Source organism: Acinetobacter sp. AS167, assembly GCF_037152175.1.
GTDB lineage: Bacteria > Pseudomonadota > Gammaproteobacteria > Pseudomonadales > Moraxellaceae > Acinetobacter.
The window spans coordinates 39,019-52,613 of sequence record NZ_JBBCMP010000006.1 but is presented as its reverse complement, the minus strand read 5'-3'; the positions used below and the strand labels follow the sequence as shown (position 1 = coordinate 52,613).

Below are 13,595 nucleotides of genomic sequence, written 5' to 3'. Positions count from 1 at the left end.
GCAAGGTCTATTAAAAGAGTTCTAGATGCTTCCTTTATATATAACCAGTGGTGAGCCTGCTGGCATTGGCCCAGATATTTGTTTAGATTTGGCAGATCGTATTGATGATCGTCCAGTTGTTGTATTGGCTGATATCAATATGTTGAGGGATCGTGCCAAAATTTTAAACAAAAGTGTTCAGCTCATTGAGTATAAAGGACAGACGGAGCGTTTGGCTCAAGGTCAAGTCTATATTGAACATGTTCCTTTAGCTGTAGATGTTATTTTAGGGGAGTTAAACCCACAAAACTCTGCATATGTGATCGAGCAATTGCGTCGAACTGCGTACTATGCGATGCGCGGGCTGAGTGTTGGTGTTGCTACAGCGCCAGTACAAAAGTCAATTATCAATGATGCAGGGATCCACTTCAGTGGCCATACAGAATATTACCAAGAGTTTGCGGGTGTGGAGCGTGTGGTTATGATGCTTGCAACAAAAACGTTAAGAGTCGCTTTAGTGACCACCCATTTACCATTGCGGGATGTTGCAGATGCCATTACCAAACAACGTCTCCATCAGGTGATTGATATTCTGATTCATGATTTAAAAACAAAATTTAAAATTAATCATCCGCGTATTTTGGTGTGTGGTTTAAATCCTCATGCAGGTGAAGGTGGTTATTTAGGTCATGAAGAAATTGATACGATTAATCCTGTACTTGAAAGTTATCGAGCGCAAGGCATAGACATGAGTTTAAGTATGCCTGCTGATACTTTATTTACTGTGGATCATTTAAAAGGTACTGATGCTGTTTTAGCGATGTATCACGATCAGGGGTTACCTGTGTTAAAATCGCAGGGATTTGGCGAAGCCATTAATATTACTTTAGGTTTACCTTTTATTCGGACCTCGGTCGATCATGGTACTGCGCTCTCCCTTGCAGGTACAGGCCTTGCAAAAAGTTCAAGTTTGCATGTCGCTGTCGATTTAGCACTTGATCTAGCTCGTTCGAATTAAGTTGTGAACAACCTTATTTATCACGTTGGATATTTTTTATGTATCAAATTAATGCCTTAAACCCAAAAGATGAAGGGCATCATACGCGCAAGCGTTTTGGACAAAACTTCTTACATGACCAACGTGTGATTGCCAAAATTGTTCGTTCTGTCGCCCCGCGAGCAGGAGAAAATATTGTTGAAATTGGGCCAGGTTTAGCTGCTTTAACTTCGCCTTTAAATGGTGAATGTGATGCTTTGACTGTGCTAGAGCTGGATCGTGACTTGGCAGCAGGCTTACCGGGTCGAGTACCACATCCTGAACGTCTAACTATCATTGAAACTGATGCATTAAAATATGATTTTACTGAATTATTTCAGGAAGGTCGTCCTTTACGTGTAGTCGGAAACCTACCTTATAATATTTCAACACCTTTGCTTTTTCATCTCTTGGAATTTGGTGACAAAGTCAAAGACATGCATTTTATGTTGCAAAAAGAAGTGGTTGATCGTATTACAGCATCTCCAAACACCAAAGAGTATGGTCGTTTGTCAGTCATGATTCAATACTTTTGCAAACCTACTTTCTTGTTTGAAGTACCACCGGGATCATTCAATCCACCACCAAAAGTAACGTCTGCGGTATTTCGTTTAGAGCCATATGCAACTAAACCGATTGTTGCTAAAAGTGAAAAAGCTTTGGCACGTTTAGTATCGCATGTGTTTACACAACGCCGAAAAACATTACGTAATAGCTTAAAAGGCATGTTGGTTGAAGACGGTTTTGAAAATGCTGGTGTAGATCCAATGGCACGTCCAGAAACCTTAACATTGGCTCAGTTTGTTGCATTATCTGACCAAATGGTGGCTTAAATGGCACTGGAAAAAGTTAGATATAATTATGTGATTGGCGACGTACAAGGGTGTTTTGAAGCACTGAAAGCACTACTCAAAGAAATCCAATTCGATGCTGATCAAGATTTTATTTGGTTTGCGGGCGATTTAATCGCCCGTGGTGAAAATTCAGTGGGTGCAATACGTTTTATCAAAAAATTATGCGAACAAGGCAATGCTGCAACAGTCCTTGGTAATCATGATTTAAATCTGCTGGCGGTTGCACGTGGGATTAAAAAGCTTAAAGAAAAAGACCATATTGCTGATGTCATTCATGCTTTAGAAAGTGATGAATTGGTTGATTGGTTACGTAAACAGCCTTTGTGCTTATTTCCCAATGAAAAGACGATTTTGACTCATGCGGGTATTCCGAATATTTGGGATGCGGAAAAGACCGTAGCGTTGGCCAAAGAAGTGGAAGCAGTCTTAGCGCATGATGACTTTACTGTGCTTGATTCATTTCTGAAAGAGATGTATGGCACTGAGCCAGATTTATGGGTAGATGATTTACAAGGTCATGCTCGCTTACGCTGTATTACCAATTATTTAACCCGTATGCGTTTGACCGATGCCCAAGGTCGTTTAGAGTTTAGCTTTAAAGATGCTTTAGATGAGCCGATGCCAGTCGGTTTTCAGCCATGGTTCAAATTTGAATCGCAGACAGCAAAAACTCATCAGATCGTTTTTGGACATTGGGCAGCGTTGCAAGGTGAGCGCATCAATGCTCAAATCCAAAATGTCGATGGTGGGTGTGTTTGGGGGCATCAACTGCTGGCTTATCGACTAGAGGATCAAAAACTTTTCAGTGTAGATAACCCTTTTTTTTGATATGAATAAAGCCACAAGATGTGGCTTTTATTTTTGGCAATGTCACGAGATTCAAGCATAATGTCAATGCGCCATTTTAAATGATTTTAATCTTTTAACTGGCGAATTCATCTACCAATTGAAAAGTAAATTATTCTTGTCGAATCCAAGTCTGACTTCGACCAATGAGTGAAATACCAAGATAGCCACGTAAGGTCAGGCGGTTTCCACTTGCATTTAAGCGGGCTTTACCGTGATAAATTTTTCCTCCGCGAGGATCCAAAACTTCGCCACCAATATAGTTGTTTGGGTTATTTGGATCAGCTTTTAACTTTTGTAAAATGGTTAAGCCAATAATCGGTTTATTGGTAAAGGGTGCGGGGCAATTGCGGCATTGTGTTAAAACCGTTTCACCGGGTGCTGGAAAATCTTTAATGATTTTACCGACATAAGTATCATCTTTTTGTTTCTCGATTTGAATATGTGCACGCACATAACCTGTTTTATCATCGACAGTGCGCCATGTGCCAGTAATGTCAGCTGCATGTGTCCAGCTGATCATTCCCAGTAGCATACAACTGAAAATTCCTTTTTTCATAAGCATACCTATTTTCTTTTAAGTTTAAATGTTGTGATCTGTGAATAAGGCCTTATTCACGAATCCAAGTTTGACTACGGCCGAGTGCAGACACTCCAACATAACCTCTTAACATCAAGCGATTACCGTTTGAGTTGAGTTTGGCTTTCATGGAATAAATTTTACCTGTAAGTGGATCGATAATTTTTCCACCGACATAGTCTTCATCACTGGTTTGTTTGAGATTTTTAAGAACATCCATACCTAAAATGGGTTTATTGGTATAAGGCGCTGGACAGTCTATACAGGTTTCTTTTGGGGTATAACCAGGACGCGGGGTAATTTTGATGATTTTACCAGTATATGTGCCATTGGCTTCTTTGCGTATTTCAAGCACAGCTTTAGATGAGCCAGTTTTATCATCGATATTTTTCCAAATACCAGTGATATCTTTTGCCATACTGCTACAGCTTAAAACAGAAAATAATGTCCCTAAGATGAACTTATTAAACCTCATTTATTGATTCCTTATCAAAATGGGGGAAAGAATAGTTCATCTTAAGCTGAATAATTACTCTAGGCAATCATGTGAAAAGTAAAATAAATCACATTTATTTTATAAAAAGTATAAAAGTTGGCAACCAGATGGCTGTGAACACCGCATTTACTGCCATTCCAAAGGCTGCATAACGACCTGCAACCGCTCCACGTTGCCAAGCTTGGGCCGTTCCGATGGCATGTGCAGCCAGTCCTAAAGCCAAGCCAGATGCGCGTTCATCATTAATATTACGTAAAATAATCGATGAAAATGCTGCCCCAATCACGCCCGATAAAATTACGATCAAAATCACTAATGTGACTGGTGAGTGCAGTAAAGTTGCAATATTAATTGCAATTGGCGTTGTCACAGCACGTGTGGCAAAGGCCATAATGGTCGGTTCTGACATATGCAGTAAATAAGCTAAGCTCATAGGTAATGCAACAGCACTGATACTGGCAAAGACCAAGATCCCTACGACAGATTTCAGTGGTAAATCATCATAACGCATTGCGGCTAATGGAATAGCCAATGCCACAGTGACATAACCGAGTAGGTGGCTAAATAGACCATTCATATCGGTATTGTATTTTTCGTAAGGAATTTTAAAGATCATTAAAATTCCAATCACAAAAAACATGCCAATAACCAGAAGCGGAATTTGAGGAAAGCGTTTATTAATTGGTTTCGCTGCCAAGTAGGCAATTAGTGTGATTAAAAAACCAGTGATTACACTTAACATATCAGCCTCCTATAGCCACTTCTTCGCCATTTTTGCATAAATCCAGAGTGGAATCAGTGTACTGACAAACATCACAACCAAGAATAAGGGGATTTCTTTTCCCATACTGACCAGCATGATTAATGAACCCGCACATATCGGTAGGAAAGCAAATCCACTTTCTCTCATTAATTTATTGTTGGTATCGACCAGACGGGCAGGGATTTTCTTGAATCTACGCCATAAAACCAACACAAATAGTAGGCTGAGTAGACCTGTTAAATTGCCCAATTCAGGATGATTAAATTGTGACATCACTAACACAGAAGCTTCACGAAAGAAGATGATAAGTCCTATTGTGAAGATCCATGCTTGCCAATCGATACCTTTTAACTGATCCATGTGTGTTTATTTATAAAAATTGATCTTTCACGTTTTAACCGATTTAGCGCTTTATTTCAAACTCTTCTAACGGTCTTTTAAATTGCTCTGCCTTATTTCCAAGTATTTCAACGAGTGGTATATGTGCCTGATTGATGAGCTGTTCCAGTTTTTGTGGTGCCATGGCAACCACCAATTGTAGGTTGCCTTCATCGTCATAATGTTCAGATTCGATGACGTTAAGATCGTAAAGTTGATTTTTTAACTTACCATAAGCGGGTTTTAATTGTAGTTCAAAACGTTGAATTTGGCCCATCAAACATTCATGTACCGCTTTACGTAACAGGTCTAAACCTTGTTGTGTATGGGCTGAAACATAAACACGCTCAGGTTGGTGCGGTTTGGCATAAATGATTTTGGCTTCTTCTCCGCTTTGATCGATCTTGTTATAAACTCTTAATATTGGAACATCTGCGCCAATTTCATTTAACACCGTTTCTACGGCATCAATTTGTTCCATGACATCAGGACTACTCGAATCGATGATATGTAGCAGTAAAGTGGCTTCTAAAGTTTCTTCCAAAGTTGCCTTAAAGGATTCGACTAAAGAATGAGCTAGATTGCGCACAAAACCAACAGTGTCTGCAAGAACAAGCGTGCCAATACCATCCCAATCTAAACGGCGTAAGGTTGGGTCAAGTGTGGCAAATAATTGATCTGCTGCATAAACATCACTATTTGCCAAAATATTAAAAAGTGTTGATTTGCCTGCGTTGGTATAACCGACTAAAGACACAGTTGGAATATTGGCTTTTTGGCGAGCAGCACGGCCTTGAATACGTGTTTTTCGGACTTTTTCTAGACGATCTTTGAGCTGTTCCATACGGATGCGTAATAGACGTCGATCTGTTTCAAGTAAGGTTTCACCTGGTCCACGTAGACCAATACCACCTTTCTGACTGTCTAGATTGCTACGACTGCGGACTAAACGTGATGAAAGGTGATCTAACTGAGCCAATTCAACTTGTAGTTTACCTTCATGGGTACGGGCACGTTGCGCAAAAATATCAAGAATCAAACCTGTACGGTCGATCACACGACATTTTAAAATACGTTCTAAATTGCGTTCCTGAGCGGGCGATAGTGCTTGGTCAAAAATGACCAATTCCACTTCATCTGCCTCAACTTGCTCAGCAATTTCTTCTGCTTTACCTGAACCAATAAAAAACTTAGGGTCGGGTTTAATCCGTTGTACGCTTAAATGCTCTAATATATCCGCGCCCGCAGATTTAGCCAGTAATCGAAATTCTTCTGCATCAAGATCTTCTAAGATTTGAACATTCACACTGACTAAAATGGTTTTTTCACCACCTTGATTTTGATCAAAGTATTCCACAGATTGTAAAACTCAGACATTAGATTAGAAAAATCATTCTAAAGGATATTCTGTGTTAAATCCTTAGCCGTATGCAAAGTATTGGAATAAATTTATAACCATTTGAATTTGTTTTAAAATGTTTATTTATATTTCTCTAGTGATTTTTTAGATGTTCTGAAAAAGCTAGCTGCGTGATTGATACTCCATCTTCTTATAATTTAGGATTGTGCTTATCTGAATATTCATTTAGCAAAGTTAATCAGGGTTAATGTCATCTATGATGAATGCAAGTTGGTTTAGATATGTATACAATAGTGCCAGTTTAATATGAAATACATTTTGTTTAGTGAATATCTATGACTCAACAACAAGCAATCAAAAAGTCAAAACCATCGAAATTAAGCGCTTTATCTAAAGTCTTTTTGTACAGTAAAAAACTGGTATCAGGAACATCTGCTGTTGCAGAAGGCTTTTATCTGGTTTACCGCCATCAACTCTATAAAGATCCCAATAATCCTAAAAATACCCGTTATGTTCAATATTTTTGTCGCCGGCTAAGTGAAGTATTTAATGTTGATGTACGTGTACATGGCGATATTCCTCGTGAACCTGCATTGTGGGTGAGTAACCATATTTCATGGTTGGATATTGCTGTTTTAGGTTCTGGGGCAAGGGTATTCTTTTTAGCGAAAGCTGAAATTGAAAAATGGCCAGTTTTTGGCAATTTGGCTAAAGGTGGTGGAACCCTATTTATTAAACGTGGTTCAGGGGATTCGGTGCGTATTCGAGAGCAAATCGCTGAGTTCTTAAGTAAAGATATTCCAGTTTTGTTTTTCCCTGAAGCAACGACCACCGATGGTTCAAAAGTCAAAAAAGTACATGGTCGGATCTTAGGTGCAGCGATTGAAGCTAAGAAACCCGTACAAGTGTGTGTGATTTGCTATGTAAATCAACATGGGAAATTAGATACCGTGGTGCCTTTTATTGGCGAAACCACATTTGTTGAACATGTTCAAGCTGTGCTGGAAATGCCAAAGGTTGTGGCGCATCTCAAAACCTTTCCTGCGATTGCAACAGAAGGGCATACAGTTGAAAGCCTGACTCAACAAGTGCAAGTGATGATGCAAAAAGGCTTGGAAGATCTACAGAAAGAAGTCCTAACAGATTGACGATCTATTCAAAATGATGTTTCTGACTGTTTTGAATAGCTCAAAAGCTGTCTGCAAGAGTGTGTAGGTTTATAAAATATCTTTATTTTTTATCAGAATAGATAATCATGATTTTTACTCAGCAAGCCAACATATTTGTCTCAGGAGCAGAGTCACAACGAGGATTGTTCGAAAAAGCAAAAAATAATAAGTGAGGACGATTGATTCTAGATTCAAAAATACAGTGAATGCATTATTGTTTCTCAACGATTTTACCAGAGATGGCTATCGCATTTGTCGGCATGGATGCCGCCGTTGGTCAAGGGCGATAAGGATTGCCCCTTTGACAAACTTGAGCAAAAACAAAGCACGGCTTTGTTTGCAGCGTAAGTTTTGGCATTGCCCGAGAAAAGTAGAGCATCGCTTATGCAAATTGATCGAAACTTTTCTCAAAATATAAGGCAGTGAATACACCTTATATTATGCAATTTTTCATGAATTGTATTACTTTGCTTATTCAGTGCTTATACCATATCTATGAAACTATTCAGGATTACATAAAGCCCTCAATCGGCAACCAAGAAATCACCTTAATTCCTGCTTTTTGCCACCACTTCATTTTTGGTTCTTTTCTTAAAGTGACAATACCTTGAGGTGTTTCTTTGAGCCAATTGATTTTATTCTGTGAATCTAGAACCAACTTATAAGCATATTTTTTTAAATTATCGTCCATGGTTTTATGTACAGCAATTGCCAACGGTGGACTGTTGATAATGACGCCAATTTCAGTATTTAAGTTGGCTGAACGTGGGTCGAAATTAAATGAACCAATAAATACTTGCTTATTATCCACAGCCATCAGTTTGGCATGCAAGCTAGAACGGCTTAAGCCCTTTAAACTGACTTTGGCTTTCTTTGAGATTTCTTCTGAATTTGCATAGAGATTCTCCTCAGAAACGGCAGGCAGGAACTCATAAAGCTCGACACCATTTTTTAATAAGTTATCTCGATATTTTGCATAAAATGCATGCACCAATGCGACATCATTGGCTTTAAATGAATTGGTCAGGATACGTACTTTGACGCCCTCATCTGCCAGCTCAACCAGTTTCTTTGCGCCTTTTTTTTGCGGAACAAAATAAGCAGAGATCAGATCGACATTTTGAGTTGGGATATCTAAGCGTTTCACCATTTGGAAGTTGAGATGCTGTTCTTTTTTTGCCTTGGCCTGAATTTTATCAGGGGCATCTTTGACCACCTCTGCTTTGACCCAATCAAGTTGAATATTCTGATTGAGCCACTGATCAAAAGCATGCGTACGATTACTTAAATTTAAATAATTTTGAACCGTAATTTCTTGGTAATGGTGGGTTAATTGTTCTTTTAGGCTGTCATAACGTAAGGTGTAGGTACTGTGATTGACAATATTTCTTACCGGATAAGCATAGCTATGATTCCAATATTCATCAAAAGAATGGGTAATATCATCTACCGCTTGGCCTACAAGCATGACATCAACATCTGAAAATTGATAATTGTCACTAACATTGTAATATTGATTACTCATATTACGTCCGCCAATTAATGAAATCTGATTATCAGCAGTAAATGTTTTATTATGCATACGACGATTAATACGTTTTAAATCCAGCACCATATCGATTGGACGAATACTTCTAAAACGGTAAGGGTTAAATAATTTTACTTCTATGTTTGGGTGTTGATCTAAGGCGAGATAAACCCCTTCCATTTGTTTAGCATTATTATCATCGATCAGTAAACGAACTTTAACACCGCGATCTGCGGCTTCAATAATTTTGTATAAAGCCAATGAGCCAATTTTGTCATTGTCCCAAATGTAATATTGCAAATCTAATGTTTTTTGTGCTTTTTCAATCAAATTGATGCGTGCTGCGATTGCTTCCAGCGGATCATACAGAACGTGATAACCAGTTAACTCTGGATTTTGCGCTTTTAATGGGGAAATAATTTGTGCTAAAGGGGTGTCTTTGGTTTCTATATCGTAAGCATATTCGGGTTTAATATTTTCTTGTCGAGGTAGAGTTGAACAGGCAGAAAGGCTGAGTAAGAGGCAAGAACCGATCATCACCCAAAATTTTGACACATGGTGATTGTGAGCTTTTTGCTGTAATTGGGTATTACGATTGATCGTTCTTTGCATAATATTTTCTAAGATTTCTCAGAGCTAGAGTATAATTGCCTGAGGATATATTGACAATTCATTGATGTTTGCTGAAATGCAATCCATTTATGAAATGCCAATATCCCCTTTTCAAAAGATAAATAGAGAGATGACAAGTACATACACAGTACTTGAGAGATTGAATATGTTTCCAACCCTAACCGTTACATCAATTTTTTATCTCTGCTTCATTGTGCTTGCAATATGGGGAATGAGCCAAGCATGGTTAAGTCAATCTAGAACTGAAACGATCCATCCTTTTAAGTCTTTCGTCCATTTACTCGCATTCTACCTATCTTATTTATTAATTCCGTTGTTATTTTTTAGCATTTATGCAGGTTACATCGGAAAATTCTCATTACATGAAAGTATTTTTGTTTTTTTGCTCAGTGCATTACTGATTTATGCTCGTTTTATTGAACCACATACAGTTCATGTTCAGCATATAGGTTATTGTTTGGGACAAGAGAAAACATTTACTCAACCGATTAAAGTTGCGCTGCTTGCTGATTTACATATCGGACTATTTTCTGGACATGAGCGTCAGCTGAAAACAATTGTCAAAAAAATTAATTTAGCTCAACCTGATTTTGTTGTAGTTGCGGGAGATTGGACCTATGAGCCTGAAAATAAATTGGTTGAAGAGTTGGCGATCTTAAAAGAGATTGAAGCTCCTATTTATTCAGTGAATGGCAATCATGATGAGCAATATCCGGGACCACCGATTCAAGGGTTATTGGCAAAAGCTTTAGCAGCCAATAATGTTATGGATATTGAAGGTAAAATTGTTGAATTTGATGATTTTCGTTTAATCGGTGTGGGTGATTTATGGGCAGGTAAAGCGGATATGCGCTATATGCCTGACTTACCTCAAGACAAACCGTGGTTAATTTTGTCACATAACCCCGATACGGTAGATATGGTTCCGCAATTACCTACACGTCCGCTGATGCTGTCTGGGCATACACATGGCGGGCAAGTTGAATTGCCGTGGTTGACCAGCTATGTGATGAAAAAAGTGTCTATCCTCGGTCATAAACGTGGTTTATATCAGCATGAAAATGCCGATGTATTTGTCAGTGTCGGTACCGGTATGGTGGGTGTACCTTTTCGGTTTAGAGTACCACCAACTATTGATATTATTGAGCTGAGTTAATTTTCATACTGATCAATCATGTTTTAAAATCGTAAAAGGCTGCAATCCCAATCAAAACAAGAAACCCAATCAATAACAGCATGCTGCTGGATATATTCTGATGACTCAAGTCTTCCACCCCTGAGGTTTGAACCGAAGCGTAAGTAGGGCTTGTTGAATCATAAGATGAAGACTTTGCTTGTGATGAGGTATTTTGCGTCTGTCCTTGTATAAAGTTTTCGGCAAATTTGGATAAAGCATCTGGTTGAGTCAAATCGATTTGGAATTGTTTTTTGATCTCTTGCCAGTCGGGATGTTGATCATTGATTTCAATGGTTTTACCATCCTGATGGGGCATTTTCACCGTACTAGATGAAAAGTTGAATTGAAAAGATTTGCTTTCATTTTTTATATTTGGTATTTCGCCCGATAAAATTTGAGGGTTTGCTTTAAAAGCATGAAACGCATCGGGTGATTCATGTAGGATGCGGACTAAATTTTGTGCTGCGGTAGGATCTAGTTGAAGTTGTGCAATAAGGAATTGTTCTGTTGGTTCTATTTAATGGTATTTAAGTAGATCAAGCAATGCTTGTAATTATATTTGATTCAATGGATAGATGCTTACCCCGAATAATTTAAGTGATCAGAACAAGAGCTTTTAGTCGAAAGGCTTTCTTTTGACTGTTTTAAACTTTATTAGACATTTTGCATTGCATATTCAATCTTATTGCTGTGTTAAATTTTATCGCGGCGTTGCATTTTATTGCTTGATAAAAAATTGATATGCAAGCACAGCAACAATCGCAATAACAATAAGCATAAAAATAGGTAAGCCTTTTTTCTGGGTTTGATCTTCAATACCGACCGGTTGTGTTGTCACGCTGGATGGGCGGGGAATTGAATGAATATTATGTGTCGAATTGACAGCGCTATCACGTGCTTTGGCTTTCATTGCAGCAATGTAGTCAGCAGCCGAATCATATGTTTCACCTTGCGTAAAATGATGCATAATTTCATTCCAGTCAGGATGATGTTCATTTATCAACACTTTTTGATGATCTTGATCTAACACATAGATTTCGCCAGTTTCAAAATTCGACTGAATTGCCTTATAGCGTGGATGCTGACTATCATAAAAATCATCATCGAACTGAAATTGATTGATTGCTAAATGAGGATTTTCAGTGAGCTGTTCTACAAAGTCTTTGGAATCTTTTAGCCCAAGGTTTGAATTTTCCATGACCAGTTTAATCGCTTCAATTTTACGATTTTGTTGAATCAGGACAAGAATGTCTTGTTGTGGAGTTTGCAAGTGTATATCACGAGAAATAACACTTTGGGCAGTATCTGAAAATGCAAAGTCGTATGAGTTTTCTGTCAGGTTTTCTACATAATCCTTCGCGTCTTTCAAGCCTAAGTCTGAGTAGTCTTTGACCCATTTAACTGCTTCAACTTTACGACCTTGTTGAATCAGTAAAAGAATTTCTTGTCGTTGTTGTTGGCTAAAGTCTGGCATCATGCACCTGTCATTATTAGTTTAATCGTCAATGAATATAGGTTAACAATAGATATGAGTTTTATTAATCATAGAATTAATTCAATTTTTATTACAAATTGACGTCAAATAAAAGTAGTAATTTGTGTGCGAATGGGCAATATTTTAAAACTGTCGTAAAACTTTGATATTGTAAACTCATAATATTTATAACCTTAAAAGAGGGCTTAGCCATGACTCGTGATTTTGAAAAATTCCCAGAAGATGATAACGGTAATCTACTTTGGCAAATGCACGAAGATGGTGATGATTTGGAAGAGGTACATGAAATCGAGTTTTCTGTGTATTTTAAAACACAAGAACTTGCTGAAAAATGTGCAATTTATCTTTTACACGAAGAGCAAAAAGTTTCACTGTATTTGGACGAAGAAGTACAGCCAAATGAATGGGTGATTACAATTTATGTTCATCTTCTTCCAGACTACGAAGACATTGTGGATTTAGAGCAATGGTTTACTAAAATTGCTGAGCAGTTTGAAGGTGAGTATGATGGTTGGGGATGCACAACCTATATATTTGATGATGAAGACGATGAGGAATAGATGACTGATATTGTTTTAAAAGCATATCCTTGTTGATCTGCTTTTTTAAGTTTCAGACTACTCAAACCATACATATGAAAGCTTTATACAGCGCTAAACTTGATTTTCAACAAGAATAATAGTCAAGGATATGAGTATGAGTAACACGGTAAAATTGCATCGCGTTTTTAGTGCACCACCAGAGCGAGTCTATAAAGCATTCTTAGACCCAGACGCGATTGTAAAATGGATGCCACCCCATGGATTTACCGCAAAACTTTACCAAATGGATGCGAAAGTTGGCGGTTCTTATCGGATGTCTTTTACCAATTTTTCTACAGGTTCAACTCATTCATTTGGTGGAACTTACGCGGAGCTTATTCCAAACCAGCGCATACGATATTTTGATCGCTTTGATAATCCCGAATTAGCTGGAGATATTGAAGTGATCATTGAAATAAAAGGGGTGCTTGTCGGAACTGAAGTCAATATTACCCAGTCAGGCATCCCCAAAGTGATTCCTGTTGAAGCCTGTTACTTGGGATGGCAAGAGTCTTTGCAGTTACTTGGGTTATTGGTCAATCCAACCATTCCAGACCAATAAAATAGTGCTAGTGAAATAATGAAAATAATCGTTTTCGAGAGCAAATGGTGCACCGCTATCCTCAACAATAAGTGGGCAATTCAATCATCGATTGTCTAGATTGCGTAAGCAAGTATAAGATAGTGCTATGTTTTTAGTGCAACAGCTAAGGTGGGGCG

At 38.2% G+C, this 13,595-nt stretch carries 15 protein-coding genes; 7 read left to right on the top strand and 8 right to left on the bottom strand.

From position 1 onward, the window contains the following. The first annotated feature begins 25 nt into the window (after window positions 1–25). Genes pdxA through WFN33_RS11710 form a run of 3 tightly spaced genes read left to right on the top strand, consistent with a single transcriptional unit; the run spans window position 26 to window position 2,697 of the window. Window positions 26–997, top strand: coding sequence for a 4-hydroxythreonine-4-phosphate dehydrogenase PdxA (gene pdxA / locus WFN33_RS11720; protein WP_336953321.1), 972 nt, complete (start codon window positions 26–28; stop codon window positions 995–997). Window positions 998–1,035: 38 nt separating this feature from the next. Then, window positions 1,036–1,848, top strand: coding sequence for a 16S rRNA (adenine(1518)-N(6)/adenine(1519)-N(6))-dimethyltransferase RsmA (gene rsmA / locus WFN33_RS11715; protein WP_336953320.1), 813 nt, complete (start codon window positions 1,036–1,038; stop codon window positions 1,846–1,848). Next, on the top strand, window positions 1,849–2,697 hold the full coding sequence (locus tag WFN33_RS11710) for a symmetrical bis(5'-nucleosyl)-tetraphosphatase (RefSeq protein ID WP_336953318.1): 849 nt from the start codon (window positions 1,849–1,851) through the stop codon (window positions 2,695–2,697). Between the two features lie 130 nt (window positions 2,698–2,827). Here the strand turns inward: WFN33_RS11710 and WFN33_RS11705 are convergent, their stop codons facing one another. From WFN33_RS11705 to hflX, 5 genes are all read right to left on the bottom strand, one after another. Continuing rightward, window positions 2,828–3,274, bottom strand: coding sequence for a DUF2147 domain-containing protein (locus tag WFN33_RS11705; RefSeq protein WP_336953316.1), 447 nt, complete (start codon window positions 3,272–3,274; stop codon window positions 2,828–2,830). Between the two features lie 52 nt (window positions 3,275–3,326). Next, window positions 3,327–3,770 (bottom strand): DUF2147 domain-containing protein, encoded by a 444-nt coding sequence (locus tag WFN33_RS11700; protein ID WP_336953314.1) that lies wholly within the window; start codon window positions 3,768–3,770, stop codon window positions 3,327–3,329. A 94-nt stretch (window positions 3,771–3,864) separates the two neighbouring features. Next, entirely contained in the window at window positions 3,865–4,533 is a 669-nt protein-coding gene (locus WFN33_RS11695) for an LrgB family protein (protein WP_336953312.1), read from the bottom strand. A gap of 9 nt (window positions 4,534–4,542) precedes the next feature. After that, entirely contained in the window at window positions 4,543–4,914 is a 372-nt protein-coding gene (locus tag WFN33_RS11690; RefSeq protein ID WP_034610058.1) for a hypothetical protein, read from the bottom strand. 43 nt (window positions 4,915–4,957) lie between these two features. Continuing rightward, on the bottom strand, window positions 4,958–6,289 hold the full coding sequence (gene hflX, locus WFN33_RS11685; protein ID WP_336953311.1) for a ribosome rescue GTPase HflX: 1,332 nt from the start codon (window positions 6,287–6,289) through the stop codon (window positions 4,958–4,960). Window positions 6,290–6,627: 338 nt separating this feature from the next. Between hflX and WFN33_RS11680 the strand changes: the two genes are divergently transcribed. Continuing rightward, entirely contained in the window at window positions 6,628–7,440 is an 813-nt protein-coding gene (locus tag WFN33_RS11680; protein WP_336953310.1) for a lysophospholipid acyltransferase family protein, read from the top strand. A 532-nt stretch (window positions 7,441–7,972) separates the two neighbouring features. Here WFN33_RS11680 and WFN33_RS11675 read toward each other — a convergent pair. Next, complete coding sequence (locus WFN33_RS11675; protein WP_336953309.1) at window positions 7,973–9,601, bottom strand: phospholipase D family protein; 1,629 nt, start codon at window positions 9,599–9,601, stop codon at window positions 7,973–7,975. A 166-nt stretch (window positions 9,602–9,767) separates the two neighbouring features. Between WFN33_RS11675 and WFN33_RS11670 the strand changes: the two genes are divergently transcribed. Beyond that, window positions 9,768–10,778, top strand: coding sequence for a metallophosphoesterase (locus tag WFN33_RS11670; protein ID WP_336953308.1), 1,011 nt, complete (start codon window positions 9,768–9,770; stop codon window positions 10,776–10,778). A 16-nt stretch (window positions 10,779–10,794) separates the two neighbouring features. On the opposite strand, the gene WFN33_RS11665 is transcribed toward WFN33_RS11670, so the two are convergent. Together WFN33_RS11665 and WFN33_RS11660 are read right to left on the bottom strand one after the other, a co-directional pair. After that, window positions 10,795–11,115, bottom strand: a complete 321-nt coding sequence (locus tag WFN33_RS11665) for a hypothetical protein (protein ID WP_336953306.1) — start codon at window positions 11,113–11,115, stop codon at window positions 10,795–10,797. Window positions 11,116–11,517: 402 nt separating this feature from the next. Then, a complete protein-coding gene (locus tag WFN33_RS11660; protein WP_336953305.1) occupies window positions 11,518–12,276 on the bottom strand; it encodes a 50S ribosomal protein L7/L12 in 759 nt (252 codons plus the stop codon). Between the two features lie 209 nt (window positions 12,277–12,485). Here WFN33_RS11660 and WFN33_RS11655 point away from each other — a divergent pair, with 209 nt between their 5' ends. Together WFN33_RS11655 and WFN33_RS11650 are read left to right on the top strand one after the other, a co-directional pair. Beyond that, window positions 12,486–12,854 (top strand): ribonuclease E inhibitor RraB, encoded by a 369-nt coding sequence (locus WFN33_RS11655; RefSeq protein WP_336953304.1) that lies wholly within the window; start codon window positions 12,486–12,488, stop codon window positions 12,852–12,854. A gap of 136 nt (window positions 12,855–12,990) precedes the next feature. Continuing rightward, window positions 12,991–13,437, top strand: coding sequence for an SRPBCC family protein (locus tag WFN33_RS11650; protein WP_336953303.1), 447 nt, complete (start codon window positions 12,991–12,993; stop codon window positions 13,435–13,437). Window positions 13,438–13,595: the final 158 nt, after the last annotated feature.

Excerpts from the sequence above, each read along its gene's own strand:
- pdxA (WP_336953321.1), top strand. The coding sequence starts at position 26 with ATGCTTCCTTTATATATAACCAGTGGTGAGCCTGCTGGCATTGGCCCA.
- rsmA (WP_336953320.1), top strand. The coding sequence starts at position 1,036 with ATGTATCAAATTAATGCCTTAAACCCAAAAGATGAAGGGCATCATACG.
- WFN33_RS11710 (WP_336953318.1), top strand. The coding sequence starts at position 1,849 with ATGGCACTGGAAAAAGTTAGATATAATTATGTGATTGGCGACGTACAA.
- WFN33_RS11705 (WP_336953316.1), bottom strand. The coding sequence starts at position 3,274 with ATGAAAAAAGGAATTTTCAGTTGTATGCTACTGGGAATGATCAGCTGG.
- WFN33_RS11700 (WP_336953314.1), bottom strand. The coding sequence starts at position 3,770 with ATGAGGTTTAATAAGTTCATCTTAGGGACATTATTTTCTGTTTTAAGC.
- WFN33_RS11695 (WP_336953312.1), bottom strand. The coding sequence starts at position 4,533 with ATGTTAAGTGTAATCACTGGTTTTTTAATCACACTAATTGCCTACTTG.
- WFN33_RS11690 (WP_034610058.1), bottom strand. The coding sequence starts at position 4,914 with ATGGATCAGTTAAAAGGTATCGATTGGCAAGCATGGATCTTCACAATA.
- WFN33_RS11680 (WP_336953310.1), top strand. The coding sequence starts at position 6,628 with ATGACTCAACAACAAGCAATCAAAAAGTCAAAACCATCGAAATTAAGC.
- WFN33_RS11675 (WP_336953309.1), bottom strand. The coding sequence starts at position 9,601 with ATGCAAAGAACGATCAATCGTAATACCCAATTACAGCAAAAAGCTCAC.
- WFN33_RS11670 (WP_336953308.1), top strand. The coding sequence starts at position 9,768 with ATGTTTCCAACCCTAACCGTTACATCAATTTTTTATCTCTGCTTCATT.
- WFN33_RS11665 (WP_336953306.1), bottom strand. The coding sequence starts at position 11,115 with ATGCCCCATCAGGATGGTAAAACCATTGAAATCAATGATCAACATCCC.
- WFN33_RS11660 (WP_336953305.1), bottom strand. The coding sequence starts at position 12,276 with ATGATGCCAGACTTTAGCCAACAACAACGACAAGAAATTCTTTTACTG.
- WFN33_RS11655 (WP_336953304.1), top strand. The coding sequence starts at position 12,486 with ATGACTCGTGATTTTGAAAAATTCCCAGAAGATGATAACGGTAATCTA.
- WFN33_RS11650 (WP_336953303.1), top strand. The coding sequence starts at position 12,991 with ATGAGTAACACGGTAAAATTGCATCGCGTTTTTAGTGCACCACCAGAG.